Origin of the sequence: Vibrio sp. St2, assembly GCF_947311885.1 — a bacterium.
GTDB lineage: Bacteria > Pseudomonadota > Gammaproteobacteria > Enterobacterales > Vibrionaceae > Vibrio > Vibrio coralliilyticus.
This window is the reverse complement of sequence record NZ_CAMZNA010000001.1, coordinates 1246904-1264118: the sequence shown is the minus strand read 5'-3', so window position 1 is coordinate 1264118 and position 17215 is coordinate 1246904. Positions and strand designations below refer to the sequence as shown.

At 44.2% G+C, this 17215-nt stretch carries 19 protein-coding genes; 15 read left to right on the top strand and 4 right to left on the bottom strand.

Going from position 1 to position 17215, the window contains the following annotated elements:
* The first annotated feature begins 3 nt into the window (after positions 1 to 3).
* The 15 genes from QMA41_RS05895 (at position 4) to QMA41_RS05825 (ending at position 12030) form a co-directional block, all read left to right on the top strand.
* Entirely contained in the window at positions 4 to 1134 is a 1131-nt protein-coding gene (locus tag QMA41_RS05895; RefSeq protein ID WP_281629098.1) for a chemotaxis response regulator protein-glutamate methylesterase, read from the top strand.
* 9 nt (positions 1135 to 1143) lie between these two features.
* Positions 1144 to 1920, top strand: coding sequence for a ParA family protein (locus tag QMA41_RS05890; protein ID WP_006959438.1), 777 nt, complete (start codon positions 1144 to 1146; stop codon positions 1918 to 1920).
* Positions 1913 to 2923: a chemotaxis protein CheW gene (locus QMA41_RS05885; protein ID WP_281629097.1), complete on the top strand. Its 1011-nt coding sequence runs from the start codon at positions 1913 to 1915 to the stop codon at positions 2921 to 2923. Before QMA41_RS05890 ends, QMA41_RS05885 begins: the two co-directional genes overlap by 8 nt.
* 37 nt (positions 2924 to 2960) lie before the next feature.
* Positions 2961 to 3455, top strand: coding sequence for a chemotaxis protein CheW (locus QMA41_RS05880; RefSeq protein WP_006959436.1), 495 nt, complete (start codon positions 2961 to 2963; stop codon positions 3453 to 3455).
* The gene (locus QMA41_RS05875; protein ID WP_281629096.1) at positions 3455 to 3949 is read left to right on the top strand and encodes a DUF2802 domain-containing protein; all 495 of its coding nucleotides are present in this window, start codon (positions 3455 to 3457) and stop codon (positions 3947 to 3949) included. The genes QMA41_RS05880 and QMA41_RS05875 overlap by 1 nt, the downstream gene beginning before the upstream one ends.
* A gap of 190 nt (positions 3950 to 4139) precedes the next feature.
* On the top strand, positions 4140 to 4760 hold the full coding sequence (gene ccmA / locus QMA41_RS05870; protein ID WP_021457211.1) for a cytochrome c biogenesis heme-transporting ATPase CcmA: 621 nt from the start codon (positions 4140 to 4142) through the stop codon (positions 4758 to 4760).
* A 2-nt stretch (positions 4761 to 4762) separates the two neighbouring features.
* Complete coding sequence (gene ccmB / locus QMA41_RS05865) at positions 4763 to 5431, top strand: heme exporter protein CcmB (RefSeq protein ID WP_006959433.1); 669 nt, start codon at positions 4763 to 4765, stop codon at positions 5429 to 5431.
* Between the two features lie 115 nt (positions 5432 to 5546).
* Positions 5547 to 6299 (top strand): heme ABC transporter permease, encoded by a 753-nt coding sequence (locus QMA41_RS05860; protein WP_006959432.1) that lies wholly within the window; start codon positions 5547 to 5549, stop codon positions 6297 to 6299.
* Positions 6300 to 6302: 3 nt separating this feature from the next.
* The gene (gene ccmD / locus QMA41_RS05855; protein ID WP_006959431.1) at positions 6303 to 6509 is read left to right on the top strand and encodes a heme exporter protein CcmD; all 207 of its coding nucleotides are present in this window, start codon (positions 6303 to 6305) and stop codon (positions 6507 to 6509) included.
* Positions 6506 to 6991, top strand: coding sequence for a cytochrome c maturation protein CcmE (gene ccmE / locus QMA41_RS05850; protein ID WP_006959430.1), 486 nt, complete (start codon positions 6506 to 6508; stop codon positions 6989 to 6991). Before ccmD ends, ccmE begins: the two co-directional genes overlap by 4 nt.
* Positions 6988 to 8946 (top strand): heme lyase CcmF/NrfE family subunit, encoded by a 1959-nt coding sequence (locus tag QMA41_RS05845; protein ID WP_064488477.1) that lies wholly within the window; start codon positions 6988 to 6990, stop codon positions 8944 to 8946. The genes ccmE and QMA41_RS05845 overlap by 4 nt, the downstream gene beginning before the upstream one ends.
* Entirely contained in the window at positions 8946 to 9500 is a 555-nt protein-coding gene (locus QMA41_RS05840; RefSeq protein WP_006959426.1) for a DsbE family thiol:disulfide interchange protein, read from the top strand. Before QMA41_RS05845 ends, QMA41_RS05840 begins: the two co-directional genes overlap by 1 nt.
* Positions 9497 to 9976, top strand: coding sequence for a cytochrome c-type biogenesis protein (locus QMA41_RS05835; protein ID WP_281629095.1), 480 nt, complete (start codon positions 9497 to 9499; stop codon positions 9974 to 9976). The genes QMA41_RS05840 and QMA41_RS05835 overlap by 4 nt, the downstream gene beginning before the upstream one ends.
* Entirely contained in the window at positions 9976 to 11196 is a 1221-nt protein-coding gene (gene ccmI, locus QMA41_RS05830; protein WP_281629094.1) for a c-type cytochrome biogenesis protein CcmI, read from the top strand. The genes QMA41_RS05835 and ccmI overlap by 1 nt, the downstream gene beginning before the upstream one ends.
* Before the next feature lie 63 nt (positions 11197 to 11259).
* Complete coding sequence (locus tag QMA41_RS05825) at positions 11260 to 12030, top strand: VacJ family lipoprotein (RefSeq protein WP_006959417.1); 771 nt, start codon at positions 11260 to 11262, stop codon at positions 12028 to 12030.
* Positions 12031 to 12081: 51 nt separating this feature from the next.
* Here QMA41_RS05825 and QMA41_RS05820 read toward each other — a convergent pair whose 3' ends face one another.
* From QMA41_RS05820 to QMA41_RS05805, 4 genes are all read right to left on the bottom strand, one after another.
* On the bottom strand, positions 12082 to 13416 hold the full coding sequence (locus tag QMA41_RS05820) for an outer membrane protein transport protein (protein ID WP_281629093.1): 1335 nt from the start codon (positions 13414 to 13416) through the stop codon (positions 12082 to 12084).
* 316 nt (positions 13417 to 13732) lie between these two features.
* A complete protein-coding gene (locus QMA41_RS05815) occupies positions 13733 to 15067 on the bottom strand; it encodes an outer membrane protein transport protein (RefSeq protein WP_043007272.1) in 1335 nt (444 codons plus the stop codon).
* Positions 15068 to 15332: 265 nt separating this feature from the next.
* Positions 15333 to 16061, bottom strand: a complete 729-nt coding sequence (locus QMA41_RS05810) for a DUF3379 domain-containing protein (protein ID WP_281629092.1) — start codon at positions 16059 to 16061, stop codon at positions 15333 to 15335.
* Positions 16054 to 16629 (bottom strand): sigma-70 family RNA polymerase sigma factor, encoded by a 576-nt coding sequence (locus QMA41_RS05805; RefSeq protein ID WP_029236321.1) that lies wholly within the window; start codon positions 16627 to 16629, stop codon positions 16054 to 16056. Before QMA41_RS05805 ends, QMA41_RS05810 begins: the two co-directional genes overlap by 8 nt.
* Positions 16630 to 17215: the final 586 nt, after the last annotated feature.

Sequence of the window (17215 nt, the reverse complement as noted above, 5' to 3'; positions counted from 1 at the left end):
GCTATGGCGATTAAAGTTTTAGTGGTAGATGATTCGAGTTTTTTCCGTCGCCGAGTCAGTGAAATAATCAATTCAGAGCCTAGACTAGAGGTGATGGATGTTGCGACCAATGGTAAAGAAGCGGTCGAAAAAGCGATCAGATTGAAGCCAGACGTCATTACTATGGACATTGAAATGCCAGTCATGGACGGTATAACAGCCGTTCGTGAGATCATGGCAAAAAGTCCGGTTCCAATTTTGATGTTCTCTTCGTTGACTCATGATGGTGCTAAAGCAACGTTAGATGCGCTTGATGCTGGTGCATTGGACTTTTTGCCGAAGAAGTTTGAGGATATTGCACGTAACCGTGATGATGCAGTTTCTCTGTTACAGCAGCGTGTAATTCAAATCTCGTCACGCCGTACCTTTATGCGTCGCCCTGCCGCAAAACCAGCGTCAACTGCTACTCCGACGGCAAGGCAAGCTGCTACGTCGACTGCTCCCACGCAGCGCACGACGCGCCCAGCAGCGACCGCCTCTAAGCCGTCTTCAGCTGCAAGATTTAAAGCAAGTGGTAAAAAATACCAGCTGACTGCAATCGGAACCTCCACAGGAGGGCCTGTTGCATTACAAAAAATACTTACAAAGCTACCCGCTAACTATCCGCATCCAATCGTGTTGATTCAGCATATGCCAGCAACGTTTACGGCTGCGTTCGCGAGTCGTTTAAACTCGCTGTGTAAAATTCAGGTTAAAGAAGCGGCTGATGGTGATGCGCTCAAACCAGGAGTTGCATATCTAGCGCCTGGTGGTAAACAGATGATGATTGAGGGGCGACCTGGGTCTGCAAAGTTACGTGTCATCGATGGCGGTGAGCGAATGAATTACAAGCCTTGTGTTGATGTAACTTTTGGCAGTGCAGCAAAAATCTATTCTGATCAAGTACTTTCAATGGTTCTGACCGGTATGGGAGCCGATGGAAGAGAAGGCGCTCGTATGTTGAAAAGCGCAGGCTCAACAATTTGGGCGCAAGACGAAGAGAGTTGTGTTGTTTATGGCATGCCTCAAGCCGTGGCCAAAGCGGGTATTTCCACCGAAGACCTACCATTGGAGCGCATTGCTGAGCGCATTCTGGTAGAAGTTGGCCTGTCGTAGAGGTATCGCATGATTGTTTGGAGTATTGCAAACCAGAAAGGCGGTGTTGGTAAAACGACAACGACGATCACGTTAGCTGGTTTGCTTAGCAAACAAGGAAAACGCGTTCTACTTGTAGATACGGATCCGCATGCATCTCTGACTACGTATTTAGGTTATGACTCCGACGGCGTGGCTTCAAGCCTGTTCGATCTTTTCCAACTCAAAGAGTTTAGTGAACAAAGCGTTTTACCTTTGGTCATGAAGTCAGATATTGAAGGGATTGACTTAATACCTGCCCATATGTCGCTTGCGACGCTTGATCGTGTGATGGGAAACCGTAGTGGAATGGGACTTATCCTCAAGCGAGCTCTAATGGCAATAAAAGAGCATTATGATTATGTGCTCATTGATTGCCCGCCGATTTTAGGGGTCATGATGGTCAATGCGTTGGCTGCGAGCAATCGTATATTGATTCCAGTCCAGACAGAGTTCTTGGCGATGAAAGGCTTGGAACGTATGGTTCGAACATTGGCGATTATGCAAAAATCGCGTAATCGTGAATTTAAAGTAACCATTGTTCCGACAATGTACGACAAGCGAACGAGAGCATCGTTGCAGACTTTGCAGCAACTGAAGAAGGATTACCCTAATCAAGTTTGGACTTCGGCTGTACCGATCGATACCAAGTTCCGAGATGCCAGTTTAAAACATCTTCCAGTTTCACATTTTGCATCGGGCAGTCGGGGTGTTTTCGCATACAAGCAACTGTTGATCTATTTAGAGAGGTTAGCGGTGGATGAGTAGCAATACTTTACTCTCAAGTGAACAAGCGCTGGATGAGTATTTTTCAGCGTTGCTCGACGAATCGATTGAAATTGAAGAATTGTCAGAGGTTCCCGAAAGCGCTCCAGATACCTTACCAGCGCCGGAAGAGATGGAACTGGAGCCAGTTGTTCAGTCAGTTGAAGAGAAAAGCTACTATTCAGCACCAACTGCAGAAGTAGAAGTTCCCAATTTAGATGATGTGGAAAGACTGCTGGAACAATTGGAATCCACCAACCCTGTTGCAGAGCTTCAGCTTGAAGAGGTGATGGAGCAAAACACGGTTCAGATTGCTGAAGCCAAAGAGGTTGCTGAAGAAGTTCAGGATTGGGAAGTTGAAGTTCCTGACTTAGACGAGCCGATAGTTGAGGCTGAGTTGGACGCTTCTGACCTTGTTGAGGAAACCATCCAAGTAGAATCAGAAGCTGAAATTCAAATTGAAGAGCCAGAAGTTGAATTGGCAGAAGAAGCTTCTGTCGAGCCTGATACTCAAGCTGGGGGCAGCGAATTAGGCATTTGGCATTCGACTGAGCGTGACGCAGAGTTTCAGGTACTTTACTTTGATGTGAATAGCGTGACTTTTGCAGTTCCCCTAGACGAACTCGGTGGTATACACCGAATAGCGGAATTGAATCATCTGATAGGGCGTCCTGAATGGTATTTAGGCCTCCAAACAAGCCGAGAGGCTCAGCTGGATGTGGTAGACACGGCAAAGTGGGTGATGTCCGAAAAGCTGATAGACAACAGCTACAAGGATGAATACCAATACATAGTGATGCTGGATGAAAGTATGTGGGGACTAGCTTCAACACAACTAAAAGGAACAGAATCGCTTAATCCAGAGAAAGTCCGCTGGCGCAAAACAGCAGGGAAGCGCCCGTGGCTAGCTGGAATGGTTAAAGAAAAAATGTGTGCTTTGATCCATGTTGAAGCATTGATAGCTATGCTTAATGCAGGACTTGATGTAAAAGCCTTAGATAAATAAAACATTTATGCCGATTTAGGCTTAGAGAGGAATAGGTATGTCTCAAACTAATGAAGTCGAAGTAAGAAAAGATCAGTCCAATGACGAAGTACTTCAGTGGGTGACGTTCCAGCTAGAAGAAGAAACTTACGGTATCAACGTAATGCAGGTACGTGAAGTACTTCGCTATACAGAGATTGCTCCTGTACCGGGCGCCCCTGATTATGTTCTAGGTATTATTAATCTACGTGGTAACGTCGTAACGGTAATCGATACTCGTTCACGCTTCGGCTTGATGGAAGGTGAAATTACCGATAATACGCGCATCATCGTGATTGAATCAGAACATCAGGTGATTGGTATTCTAGTGGATAGCGTTGCGGAAGTGGTTTACTTGCGTTCTTCTGAAATTGATACCACGCCAAGTGTTGGTACTGATGAAAGTGCTAAGTTCATTCAGGGTGTGAGCAACCGCGATGGTAAGCTACTAATCTTGGTTGATCTGAACAAGCTTCTGACTGACGAAGAATGGGATGAGATGGCTCACCTATAATGGATGCAGTGGTATTTGCAAATGCTCCTGTGATCACAGGAGCCATTGCGTTAGTTGTACTGTTGTTTGTATTGGCTCTTTTTCGTATTAAGAAAAGTCAGCGGCTAATGGCCGATCATTGGCGGCAACAGAATCGCCATCTCGATAAAGAGTTGCAGAAGGCTACAAAACAACTGCTTGAAGTGCGCTCTGTGGTTGTCGGATTAGGGCAACGAGTCAGTGAGCAACAGGATCTCATCCAGCACCTGAATGAAAGAATATCAGAACTAGAACAGGAAGATGGTGATGGTCGGTTGTACTCGAGAGCCACAAAAATGGTTCAGTTAGGCGCTGACGTTAACGAGCTTATTGAAGAATGTGAATTGCCTAAAGCTGAAGCTGAATTGATGTTATCCTTGCAAAAGAAGATTGCAGGGAAAGAGAAGATTCCTCCTCTAAGAGCTGGCAATGAACAACGCAAAACACCAGTACGGCGAAAAAGTGCGAGAAAATAACGATTAAAAAGGATGCAAACAGCATCCTTTTTTTGTGTTCAATTGTAACCATTTAGTGGTAGTTAAATGGTGCTGTGATAGATTATTAACAGAATCTTACCGAGTTTCGTGATTCGTATGGGGCTAATTCTATTTTGTGTGAGTACGGCTGTGGTACTATACCCGCACGAAATTTATGTAGTGAACGTTCATGTTAGAAGTATCTCAACTGACTGCCATCAGAGATGAAAGAATTCTCTTCGAATCCCTATCTTTTACTATAAATTCCGGTGAGTTAGTACAGATTGAAGGCCGAAATGGTACGGGCAAAACAACGTTGTTGCGTATTGTAACTGGGCTCGGAGATCGTGATAGTGGTGAGATTTTCTGGAACGGCGAGAATATTGAGTCAAACCGAGATGCTTATCATCAGGATCTGCTGTTTTTGGGCCATCAAACAGGTGTGAAGCGTGAGCTAACTGCTTATGAAAATTTGAGGTTCTATCTCAATATTCATTCTCGTAAGCCTGTAGATAAAGAGACTATCTATAGTGCTTTGATGAAAGTAGGGTTAGTGGGTCGTGAAGATGTCCCCGTTGCTCAGCTTTCTGCTGGACAACAACGTCGAGTTGCATTGGCCCGTTTGTGGCTAAGCGACCATAAACTTTGGATCTTGGATGAGCCGTTGACGGCGATTGATAAACAGGGAGTGAAAGTTCTGGAATCTCTCTTCCTTAGCCATGCTGAAGATGATGGCATTGTGATACTTACAACACACCAGGACATGTTCGCTGACAATCCAAAACTAAGAAAAATAAAACTGGGTGATTAGCTATGTTTGCAACAATGAACAGCATTATTCGACGTGAATTGCTTATAGCGTTTCGCCGTCAGGCAGACATATTCAATCCACTGTGGTTTTTCATCATAGTGATTACACTTTTCCCACTCAGTATTGGCCCAGAACCCAACCTGTTAGCTCGTATTGCTGCTGGTATTGTTTGGGTTGCGGCATTGCTGTCTGCACTGTTATCTCTTGAACGATTATTCAGGGATGACTTTCAGGATGGTTCACTGGAACAAATGATGTTAATGCCTGTCCCATTGCCTATAGTCGTGATTTCAAAAGTGATTGCACATTGGGTTTTGACAGGCTTGCCGTTGATTCTGATTAGCCCTTTGCTGGCTATTTTACTTTCTCTTGATATGAATTCTTGGCTGGCTGTTGTTACAACACTACTGATAGGTACACCAACGTTGAGTTTTATCGGTGCTATTGGTGTCGCGTTGACAGTTGGTCTTCAAAAAGGGGGCGTGCTACTCAGCTTGTTGGTTTTACCGCTGTACATTCCCGTATTGATCTTTGCGACCTCGGCTATTGATGCTGCCTCACTTGGAATGGCATATAACGGTCAGCTTGCAATACTTGGGGCGATGTTTATGGGAGCTATGACACTGACACCATTCGCGATTAGTGCTGCGTTGAGAGTAAGTGTCAATTAATTGTTTTCGATCAAGCACGAAATTTCCCCTTTCTATAAATTACAAAACTAATAATTGTCAAAAAAAGTCCAAGAGACGTAAATAAGACAACACTGAAGTAAGAGTGAGAACGACGATGTGGAAATGGCTCCATCCTTATGCCAAGCCCGAAACCGCTTATCAGCTGTGTGGTAAGCTATTGCCCTGGTTTTCCATATTAGCCCTGCTGTGTTTATCGGTAGGAACGGTATGGGGACTGGCCTTCGCCCCTTCTGACTATCAACAAGGTGATAGCTTCCGGATTATTTATATTCATGTCCCTTCTGCGATTTGGTCTATGGGTGTTTACATGTCCATGGCGATTGCTGCGTTTATTGGCTTGGTCTGGCAGGTCAAGCTGTCAGACATGGCCGCCTCTGCAATGGCTCCAATCGGTGCGGTTTATACCTTCATTGCTTTGCTTACAGGGGCCGTATGGGGTAAGCCGATGTGGGGTGCATGGTGGGTATGGGATGCGCGTTTAACCTCTGAACTGATCCTCTTGTTCCTTTACCTCGGTGTCATCGCGCTTTATCACGCGTTTGATGATCAGAAAACAGCAGCCAAAGCGGCAGGTATTCTGGCGATTGTTGGTGTTGTGAACTTACCGATTATTCATTTCTCAGTAGAGTGGTGGAATACCCTACATCAGGGAGCTACTATCACTAAATTTGCAAAACCTTCCATCTCTAGCGATATGCTTTGGCCTCTATTGCTGAACATTTTCGGTTTTGCATTTTTCTTTGGTGTAGTGACGATGATTCGTCTACGCAATGAGATTATTAGCAAAGAGAGTCACCGCCCGTGGGTGATTGCTTTAGCTCAGGCTAAATCTCAGCGAGGTAACTAAACGATGCATTTTGAATCTTTGAGCGATTTTTTCGCGATGGGCGGTTATGCCGGCTATGTTTGGAGCGCTTTTGGTATCACATTCTTTTCGATGTTTGTTCTGCTTCTGGTCAGTATCCGCCGTGGCAAAAACCTGTTGAATGAAGTGCAGTCGAAGGTAGACAGGCAAGCGCGTATTGATGCGGCTAAAAATTTGGAGAACACATTATGAACCCTAGGCGAAAGAAAAGGCTGGGCATTGTCTTAGCAATTTTCATTGGTATTAGTGCTACCGTTGGTTTAATGCTTTACGCACTAAATCAGAATATGGATTTGTTCTATACACCAACAGAGTTGGTTGACGGTAAACCTGATGGCACCAAACCTGAAGTCGGCCAACGTCTACGGATTGGCGGTATGGTGGTTGAAGGTTCGGTTCGACGAGACCCTGAATCATTGCGTGTTTCTTTCGATTTGCATGATGTTGGCCCTAAGGTCACCATCGTCTATGACGGTATTCTTCCAGATCTGTTCCGTGAAGGGCAGGGCATTGTCGCTCAGGGTGTGTTGAAAGATGCGACGACCGTTGAAGCCTTTGAAGTGTTGGCAAAGCATGATGAAGAATACATGCCGCCAGAGATAGCGGAAGCGATGAAGAAAAATCACCAACCGCTTGAATATACAGAACAACAAAAACAAGGAAGCGGTCAATGATTGCTGAAATTGGTCATTTTGCAATGATCGTTTCACTGGCAATGGCAGTGCTGTTGAGCATACTGCCGTTAGTCGGTGCGTCTCGAAATAATACTATGCTGATGAACACCGCAAGACCTCTGTCTTGGGGCATGTTCCTGCTACTTCTTTTATCTTTCTGTGTGCTGCTTTGGGCGTTCTACACCAATGACTTCACGCTCAACTATGTTGCTACCAACTCAAACAGTCAGTTACCTTGGTACTATCGCCTGACAGCGGTTTGGGGAGCACATGAAGGATCCTTGCTTCTTTGGGTTCTGATTCAAGCCGCTTGGACAGTTGCCGTTGCGACATTTAGTCGTGGCATGCCGCAAGAATCGGTTGCTCGTGTGCTTGCTGTAATGGGCATGATTACGGTTGGATTCTTACTGTTCATCATCGTTACATCTAACCCGTTCCTACGTACCCTGCCATTCTTTCCTGTCGATGGTCGTGACTTAAACCCACTGCTTCAAGACCCAGGTTTGATTATTCACCCACCAATGCTTTACATGGGTTACGTAGGCTTCTCAGTTGCGTTCTCTTTTGCTATTGCGTCATTGATGACAGGTCGACTTGATACGGCTTGGGCTCGTTGGTCTCGACCTTGGACGACAGCGGCTTGGCTATTCCTGACTCTAGGTATTGCACTAGGTTCTTGGTGGGCGTACTACGAACTCGGCTGGGGTGGCTGGTGGTTCTGGGATCCAGTAGAAAATGCATCCTTTATGCCTTGGCTTGCGGGTACAGCGTTAATGCACTCATTAGCTGTAACTGAAAAGCGCGGCACCTTTAAGGCTTGGACTGTATTGTTGGCAATCTCTGCGTTCTCGCTGAGTTTATTAGGTACTTTCCTAGTACGTTCGGGTATTTTGGTTTCAGTTCACGCGTTTGCATCCGATCCATCACGAGGCATGTTTATTCTCGGTTTCCTAGTGTTTGTTATTGGTGGTTCGTTACTGCTGTTCGCTTTGAAAGGGGCAACCGTTCGTGTCCGAGGTAACTTTAGCTTAGTTTCACGTGAGAATGCCCTGCTATCAAACAACGTCTTGTTGATTGCTGCTTTGGTGGTGGTTCTGGTCGGCACATTGTTACCCCTAGTTCATAAACAGATTGGTTTGGGTTCAGTATCTATCGGTGCGCCGTTCTTCAACATGTTGTTTGCGTGGCTGATGATTCCTTTCTCTTTCTTGCTAGGTATCGGTCCGCTGATTCGTTGGAAACGAGATAGCTTATCAAGCTTGATCAAGCCTATGCTGGTTTCCGGTGTAGCGTCACTTGTACTTGCAGGTGTGTTTGTTTACTTGTTTGCCGATTTCTTCCAGTTTATGGCTTATTTAGGCTGGGTCATGGCGTTGTGGATTATTTTCATGCACGGCTTTGAGTTGCATGAGCGTGCGACTCACCGTCACAGTTTTGCTGTTGGTATCAAGAAACTTCAACGTAGCCACTGGGCTATGATGATGGGGCATATTGGCCTTGCTGTAAGTATCATTGGTATTGCGATGGTTCAGAACTACAGCATCGAGCGAGATGTACGTTTGGCTCCTGGTCAGCATTACAACATTCAAGGCTATGACTTCTACTTTGAAGGACTGCGTGACAAAGATGGCCCTAACTATGATGGTTATATTGCAGACTTTGAAATCACTCATAACGGCAAGTACATCAATACACTTCATGCAGAAAAACGCTTCTATCGCACTGCACGCTCGATGATGACAGAAGCTGCGATTGATCGTGGTGTGACTCGTGATTTGTATATCGCGATGGGCGAACGTCTAGACGATAACAAGTCTTGGGCAGTACGTATCTATTACAAACCGTTTGTTCGCTGGATCTGGGCTGGTTCATTGCTAATGGCTCTAGGCGGTGCTATTGCAATCAGTGACAAGCGTTATCGTTTCAGAAAAAGTGCAAAAACGCAGGAGGCATAATGAATAAGAAATTACTATTCATCCCACTGTTGGCGTTTTTGGGGTTGGTGGCAGTTTTTGCCACCCAACTTGTTAAAAACTCACATGGCGATGATCCTACCAAGCTAGAGTCGGTACTTGTCGGCAAATCGGTTCCTGAGTTTCGTCTTGAAGATCTAGCCGAGCCAGGCAAGCTTTACGATCAGTCCATCTTTAAAGGTGAGCCACTACTGCTAAACGTATGGGCGACTTGGTGCCCGACTTGTTATGCCGAGCACCAGTACCTGAATGAGTTAGCGTCGCAAGGTGTTAAGATCATTGGTATGAACTACAAAGATGAACGTGATAAAGCCGTTCAGTGGCTAAATGAACTTGGTAACCCATACCTGATCAGCTTATTCGATGGTAACGGAATGCTTGGTTTAGATTTGGGCGTATATGGCGCACCAGAAACATTCCTTATTGATGCACAAGGCAAAATTCGTTATCGCCATGTCGGTGATGTGAATGACCGTAACTGGAACGAAACACTGAAACCGATGTATGAGCAAGTTCTGGCGGAGGCTGGGCAATGAAAAAGATGATATTGGCTCTGTTTGCTGCGATGACTCTGTCTTTGGCAGCACATGCCACAATCCAAATCTATGAGTTTGATGACTTGGAACAAGAGCAGCAGTTCAAAGAACTCGGTAACACCCTTCGTTGTCCTAAATGTCAAAATAATACTATCGCGGATTCCAATGCAGAGTTGGCTGTCGACTTACGTCAAAAAGTGTATGAAATGACCAAAGAAGGCAAGTCAAAACAGGAAATCGTTGATTATATGATTGCTCGTTACGGCAATTTTGTTACCTACAATCCACCATTCACAATGGCGACATCAATCTTATGGCTGGGGCCGATTTGTGTCGTGGTATTTGGCTTTGGCTTTATTGTCCTAAGAACTCGATCACGTAAGGTGCAACCTGAACAGTCAGAATCTTGGAATAAAGAGAAAGAAGCGCGCTTGAAAGAGCTGCTGGATAATAAGAATGATGGAGATAAGCAGTAATGACACTATTTTGGGTAGCTTCAGTCATTCTTGTGGTACTGAGCTCACTGCTGATTGCTTTGCCGATCATTAGAAAAAAAGCGAATAATGATGAAGCATTGCGTGATGAGTTAAACAAGGCGTTTTACAAAGACCGTTTATCGGAGCTCGAAGAAGAAGCCGAAGAAGGGTTAGTTGAAAACCAACAAGATCTGATCGACGATTTGAAACAATCGCTGTTAGACGATATCCCGGAAGATCAGAAAGTCGAGCGTGAAAACGGCATCTCACCAATGGCAGTGCTTATTCCATCGGTTCTTTTGGTTGTAGTGTTGTCTTACGCCATGTACATGAAATTCGGTGCTTCGGATGAAGTTGTGGAATGGCAGCAAGTGAGTGCAAATCTTCCTGCTTTGTCTAAAAAGCTTATGGCACCAGAAGGTACGGCATTGAGCGACGACGAAATGCAGGATCTGACTCTGGCACTTCGTACTCGTCTGCATTACCAACCTGATGATTCTACAGGTTGGTTGCTCCTTGGTCGTATTGCACTAGCCAATAGGGATGTGGAAACGGCAATTGGGTCAATGAAAAAAGCGTACAGACTTGAACCAGACAACGCAGATGTCAAATTGGGTTATGCGCAAGCTTTGATGTTGTCTCAGGATGATATCGACCAAGACAAAGCTCGTAAGATTCTTGGTCAACTGGTTCAGAGCGATTACGTTGATTTACGCGTATTCTCATTGTTAGCGTTCGATGCATATGAACGCAAAGATTACCCAGCAGCAGTTCGCTACTGGAGTGTGATGCAGCAGATGATCGGTCCGCAGGACAGTCGTTATGAGATGCTCTCTCGCAGCATTGAAAATGCTCAGAAACAAATGGGCGATCGCGTATCGAGCAGTAAATCTGTGTCTGTCTCTATCGCTTTGAGTGCAGACGTTCAGGCTGATCCTAATTCAGCGCTGATCGTTTCAGTTCACACTGCCGATGGTTCTCCGATGCCAGTAGCTGCTGCCAGATACCCGATGGGCTCTTTCCCAAGAACCGTTGTTTTGGACGATGGAAACAGCATGTTGCAAGACCGTAAACTGTCTTCACTTGAATCTTTGATGGTAAGAGTGCGTCTAGATAGCGATGGAAATGTGGCAACCAAACAAGGGGACTGGTTTGGAGAGAGCGAAGCCGTTAAAATGGGCGAACCTGTTGAAGTTATAATTGATAAGCAGTATCAATAGATACCCCTTATGAATGTACGAAGGCCGGTGACTACACCGGCCTTTTTTATGGAAATTATAATAATGAAGAGCTTTAAGTCTCAGATATGGGTGATTGCTTGTACGTCAATTTTTCTATTTGGCTGTGCGGGCTCACCTCAGGAAAGTGAACACTCAACGTCAGCTGAATCGGAGGTCAATGACCCATTTGAGGGGTTTAACCGCACGATGTGGACAATCAACTATGACTATTTAGACCCTTACTTCGTTCGTCCGGTTTCGTTGGCATACGTTAACTACGTGCCAGATCCTCTGCGTCATGGCGTATCCAACTTCCTTGGCAACTTAGATGAGCCAGCAAGTATGGTGAACAACATCTTAATGGGGAATGGTGAGAAAGCACTCGATCATTTCAATCGCTTTTGGATTAACAGTACCTTTGGGCTTTTAGGCATCATTGATATCGCGTCTGAAGCGGGGATCACCGACCATAATGAGAAAGCTTTCAGTGACGCCGTTGGCCATTATGGGGTAGGTAATGGGCCATATGTGATGGTGCCAGGCTATGGCCCTTGGACTGTGCGTGAATCTACAGACATTGTTGATGGCTTATATGTCCCACTGTCATTACTCAATTTTTGGGCTGGGCTAGGTAAATGGGCGCTCGAAGGTATGGAGACACGCGCGGCATTAGTATCTCAAGAAGCGATGTTGGAGAACTCTCCCGATCCTTATGCGCTTACACGCGATGCATTTCTTCAAAGGCAAGACTTTAAAGCAGAAATCGAGCCTAAGGACGATTACGATGCAGATGAAGAAGCTTACCTAGATGAATATCTGGATGAAGATTTCTAATAAAAAAGGCTTGGTCATGACCAAGCCTTTTTTATTTACGGGATAATTTATTTAGAATTTGTAATTAGCTTGAACACCGATTAGCCAGATGTTGCCTTTAGTCTCGCCGACGAATTGGCCTGCAACATTTTGTGCTTCATCATCCGATGCGTATCCGCGTGATTCGGTGATTGGTGCATCTTTCGCAAGGATGTAGGTTAATCCGCCATCCAATGTGAACTGTTTAGTAAACTCGTAGCTTGCACCAAGGCTCAGCCATGTACGATCGGTTTCTGGAATGGTAATTGTACGGTTTTTATCACTAACTGCTGACGTGTCGTATGCAGCGCCAGTGCGTAGAGTTAGTTTTTGGTCAACCTGATAGGTAGCACCGATAGCAAAGCGGTAATTGTCTTTCCAATTTTCAACCTTAACCATTTTAGTGCCATAGGTATCAAGCTGTGCTTCAAGTTTCTCGAAGCTGCTCCAATCTGTCCAGTTTAAGCTAGCATGGATCGCTAGTTTTTCCGTTAGCTGATGGAAGCTTGCTAGCTCTGCAGTTGCAGGTAAGGCGAGATCCATAGAGCCGTTATCACGGTTTCCATTACCAAGGGACGAGTCAAAACCAATACCTGTTGCGTAACCCTCAAGTTTAAGATCAATTTCAGATTTGTAAGTAAAACCAACTCTATGATCTTCATTAATTTGCCAAGCTGTACCGACTTGCCAACCCCAAGCGGTATCATCACCTTCCATGTATTTTAGAGTGGTGCCCTTGGCCGCAGAAATTGGAGTCGTGCCAATAACACCAATTACGTTGTTTTCCGGCGTTTTTGCGCCAAAGCTACCTTCCCCCATTACATAACGGATACCGCCACCAAAACTGAACTGTTCATTGAGCTTGTATGCTGCGTTCAGGTTCGCTTCCATAGTAGTAACGCTAGCTTCATTACCAAAGTGTGCAGCGGCAAAGTCATCGCCTAGGTTAGTTTCCATGCCGTAGTTAGTGCCCATCGCAAAGCCGACAGCGACTTTTTCAGAGTACTTATGAGAGATATAAAAGTTAGGAATAACAGCATCATTTGCGAAATCATCAGAAGTTGCATTTGATGTAGGAAGGGTCGGGTTTGATGACTTAGAGCCATCCACACTACCACTGACATCTACATTAGGGTTTACATAGATAGCGCCGACAGAAATCTGAGTACCTTCGAGATAGGTTAGCATTGCTGGGTTACGCCACTGTGCGCTCGCGTTGTCGGCCATAGCTGCTTCACCAGCGTATGCACGACCTAAACCTGTGGCTGAATATTCAGCGAGCTGGAATCCTGCCGCATTTACTGATGCAGATGCAGAAAGAAGGCCACCTGCCACTGCAAGAGATAGAAGAGTTTTGTTTGTTTTCATTTTTATGTTCGCTGAACGTATTGATAATTTGTCGTGCGATCATAAGTTTAGAGCTATTACTTTAAAAATTAAAAACAGTGTTAACTCTATATTTGGCATAAAATATTACTAATTGACCAAATTTCTTTTTAATTGACTAAATGTTAATGGTTTGTTTTTTATATTGAGCGTACATGCGTAGTATGAAAAGGGTGTTTTTGAGTACATGTGTACGCTTAAAATGGTTGATAAACAGAGATTTAAAGTGGGCTTTATCGTTCAGCTAAAAGAAAGGGCCAGTAAAAACTGGCCCTTTAAAGTTGTTATTAACTACACGTTAAAACTTGTGAGTGTACTGCACACCAAATAGGATTGCAGAAGCTTTTGTAGTTGTATCGAGAGTTAGCACGTTTGTTCCATTAACCGCGATGTTGTCACTTACCTTCATATCTTCACCGACTAGGTAAGTAAAACCTAGGTCAACGGTTTGGTCTTTGTTGAAGTGGTATGTTGCACCTGCAGAGAACCACTGGCGATCTGAATCCGGAACAGATACTGATGTCAACTCATCTTGTACACCTTCATCAAACATATAGCCGATACGAGCTTCCCAATTTTGGTTAATGTAGTATGTACCACCGATTGAATAATGGAAAGTGTCCTGCCATTTGTACTGTTTGATTTCTGTGCCGTTAGTAGTTGCTAGGCGATCAAACGCGCTCCAACCAATCCATTGGACACTATAGTGAACAGCAAACGAAGTATCTTCTATACGATGATAACCTGAGAATTCAAACATGTCTGGTAGTGGAATTTTTAGGTCACCAATGTTTGAGTCAGCATTGTATGAAACTGTACCACCGACTTCTTTTTCTGGACTGTAATGGTAGCTTAAGCCAAAGCGATTGTTCTCATCCATTTCATAAACAGTGCCCAAGTTAAAACCAAACGCCCAACCATCAGCATCTACATTCACTAGGTCTGAAGTAAGTGGTAGTGAATTAATTGAAGATGAAGTCCCAGGAGATTGTCTCTTTAGTTCACCTTCGCCATAGATTATATCCAGGCCACCACCGACACTCCACTGCTCGTTAATGCGATAAGAGCCAGCGAATAGGAAGTTTGTTGTTGTTACGTTTGTAACACCGCCAAACGCATCAGCGCCCGGTGTAACAAGTTGACCACCTAGGTGGCTAACATTAGTACCAGCCCCCCAACTATCATCGAATTCATTCGTAGTACCGAAATTTGAGTAAATACCTAGACCCACTGCAAATTTTTCATTTACTGGGTGTACAACGTATAGGTTAGGGACAAAGGAAGTAGCATCATTCGTCGTATCTTCGATAGTCTGAGTTGAGTCAGTTGCAAAGCCATTTAGTGCAGTGCCATTAGTTGTAAATGTCGAATTTTTAACATCAACTTCAGAATCGATAATGTTAAAACCAAGAGAAACCTCTGTGCGGTCAAACAGAGCCATCGCAGCGGCATTACGCGCCATTGCAGAAGCATTGTCAGCAATAACAGCGTCACCAGCGAATGCTCGGCCTAAACCAGTTGCTGATTGAGAGTTAAGTTGGAAACCTGCAGCGAGAGCTTGCTGCGAAGCCATTGTAGTTGTGGCAATGGTCACTGCTAAAAGTGATTTTTTAAACAGACGCGTCTTGTTCATTTTTGCTTTTTCCTTTTTTGTTCGTCTCTACCGGACGTTATACTCGAGCAAAAGCTCAGTGGTGGCTGATACTAGACTCAAGTATAAAAGATAGAAATCCGACCATTGCCTAATTGGATGATAAAATTATGGAAATGATGTGTATCTGGCAGGAAAATGCTGAAAAATTCTTCTTTTTAGAGCTCTAACTCTAATTTTGTGCTAAAAAAATGGCTTAAACGATTCGTTCAAGCCATGAGGTAGGTCACAAAATGTTAAAATTTGGTTAACTCATCGGTTTGATGATAGTCATCAGGTTTTCGGCGATTTTGGCAACATCTTCACCTTCTTCTCCGACCAAGATTAAACTGGTCTGACCGACAGGTTCTACAACACCTGCCATACCTTCTTTCTCGAAGTCGACAGTCTTATCTGAAGCGATGCCCGTTAAGAACAAGGTAACTTTACCTTTTTCACCACGGAAGACCATGTGAAGTGCATTCGACTTACCAAACCCACAATGATTTAGGTAGTAGACGTGGTAAGGGAAGTTTTCACCAAGCTGATGATCGAACGGCATCATCTTGGCGTTAATTTGTGGTGATGCGACGTTTTCATCTAAATTTTGAACAAACGGTTTTTCATCGATGACGTGCTTAATAGCTGTATCAGCCAGACTAGCCTGTGCTGGAGATACAACAATGTTTCCCCAATTCACCTGTCCAACGAGCAAACCAAAAACAAAAGCAATCGATGCTGCCATGGCCATGGCACGTTTGGCAAAGTTCGGTCTAACTACGTTTGATTCTGTGCTTGATGTCTGATTGAATAATATTCTGTCCGCCAGATCTTCAGGGACATCTACATTCATTGCTTTGGCAATCTGAGCGTCGAGATCCAGAATATCATCGGCGAACTTGCCATTGGCATCATTCGACTTCATTGCTTCTAAGATATAGCTGTCCCGGTCTTTAGGATCGGACATGATGCGACGACGAAATTCTAACTCATCCATTTTGCTGCCCTCTGTGACTGTTTTCTGTATCTAACATGTCTTTCAATTGATTTCTTGCTCTGAACAGACGAGTCATCACAGTATTCTTATTCAGACCTAGTATCTCACCAATCTCTTCACCGCTAAAGCCACCGACGACTTGCAAGAAAAGTGGTTCGCGATATTCATCTTCCAGCTTCATGATCTGTGCCTGGACCCATTCTGACTGATGGTGTGGGTCATCGCTGACCTTTGCATCATTACCATGATCATCAATATCGACCAGATCAAACTGTTTTCTTTCGAAGCGGCGAGCATTTTCTCGTCTCAAAATAGTAATGAGCCAAGATTTTGCTGCTTTTTCGTCCTGTAAGCTATCCAGAGATTTCCATGCCCTTAGGCAAGTTTCTTGTACCAAATCCTCTGCCACAGACTGATCTTTGCACAACCAGTAAGCGTAGCGGTACAGATCTCTGTGATACGCTCTGACAAGCGCTTCATACTTTCTTTGTCTGTCCATATCCGAGTTGACCGGACTACTGGACTTTTTCTTCCCAAAAAAATTGATGACTGACACATGAGCCTCCAAATTTGCTCTGTGGTTTTTGTTGTACGCCTGTAAGTAAAGGCTATAGCGTGAGACCTAAATCAAACGGGTATGTCCAACTTTATGTGCAAGCGAATGTTCTCATAGCTACTGATAGAGTGAAAGTGAATAGGATTATTTTATAAAATCGAATTAGGGGGATAAATCCACTTAAACTTGATCTATTTCAAAATCCGATGAATTTCAAAGGTTATAGTACTCCTTGTCATCTAGTTGGTCTTATGACTAACAAGTTGAGCAAGATGACACTTCCTTTTGAAGGCTGACTTTACTTTCTCCTAATCAGGAAACTGATTATTTTCAATTGGCGTAAGTTAATTGTTTTATATATTCCGACCACACAGTTCTGTGTGGTTTTTTTTTGCCCACACTTAATTCTTGTATAGCAATTATAGATGATAGAGCTTTTTGCTCATAGATTGTCTGGACTAAGTCTTTGTCTGCAAGTTATTTGTTCTATAAATGACTGCTGCGTTCAGCTTTAGTTCATTCTCTTGGTTTAAATTGCTTTTCCATCCTAAGTCACGTTTATTTAAACGGTCGTTTGATTGTGTTAACATTCTGATTA

Coding starts and splice junctions, on each gene's coding strand:
- QMA41_RS05885 (WP_281629097.1), top strand. CDS start 1,913: ATGAGTAGCAATACTTTACTCTCAAGTGAACAAGCGCTGGATGAGTAT.
- QMA41_RS05875 (WP_281629096.1), top strand. CDS start 3,455: ATGGATGCAGTGGTATTTGCAAATGCTCCTGTGATCACAGGAGCCATT.
- QMA41_RS05845 (WP_064488477.1), top strand. CDS start 6,988: ATGATTGCTGAAATTGGTCATTTTGCAATGATCGTTTCACTGGCAATG.
- ccmI (WP_281629094.1), top strand. CDS start 9,976: ATGACACTATTTTGGGTAGCTTCAGTCATTCTTGTGGTACTGAGCTCA.
- QMA41_RS05880 (WP_006959436.1), top strand. CDS start 2,961: ATGTCTCAAACTAATGAAGTCGAAGTAAGAAAAGATCAGTCCAATGAC.
- QMA41_RS05840 (WP_006959426.1), top strand. CDS start 8,946: ATGAATAAGAAATTACTATTCATCCCACTGTTGGCGTTTTTGGGGTTG.
- QMA41_RS05820 (WP_281629093.1), bottom strand. CDS start 13,416: ATGAAAACAAACAAAACTCTTCTATCTCTTGCAGTGGCAGGTGGCCTT.
- QMA41_RS05825 (WP_006959417.1), top strand. CDS start 11,260: ATGAAGAGCTTTAAGTCTCAGATATGGGTGATTGCTTGTACGTCAATT.
- QMA41_RS05835 (WP_281629095.1), top strand. CDS start 9,497: ATGAAAAAGATGATATTGGCTCTGTTTGCTGCGATGACTCTGTCTTTG.
- ccmE (WP_006959430.1), top strand. CDS start 6,506: ATGAACCCTAGGCGAAAGAAAAGGCTGGGCATTGTCTTAGCAATTTTC.
- QMA41_RS05810 (WP_281629092.1), bottom strand. CDS start 16,061: ATGGATGAGTTAGAATTTCGTCGTCGCATCATGTCCGATCCTAAAGAC.
- QMA41_RS05895 (WP_281629098.1), top strand. CDS start 4: ATGGCGATTAAAGTTTTAGTGGTAGATGATTCGAGTTTTTTCCGTCGC.
- QMA41_RS05890 (WP_006959438.1), top strand. CDS start 1,144: ATGATTGTTTGGAGTATTGCAAACCAGAAAGGCGGTGTTGGTAAAACG.
- QMA41_RS05815 (WP_043007272.1), bottom strand. CDS start 15,067: ATGAACAAGACGCGTCTGTTTAAAAAATCACTTTTAGCAGTGACCATT.
- QMA41_RS05860 (WP_006959432.1), top strand. CDS start 5,547: ATGTGGAAATGGCTCCATCCTTATGCCAAGCCCGAAACCGCTTATCAG.
- ccmB (WP_006959433.1), top strand. CDS start 4,763: ATGTTTGCAACAATGAACAGCATTATTCGACGTGAATTGCTTATAGCG.
- ccmD (WP_006959431.1), top strand. CDS start 6,303: ATGCATTTTGAATCTTTGAGCGATTTTTTCGCGATGGGCGGTTATGCC.
- ccmA (WP_021457211.1), top strand. CDS start 4,140: ATGTTAGAAGTATCTCAACTGACTGCCATCAGAGATGAAAGAATTCTC.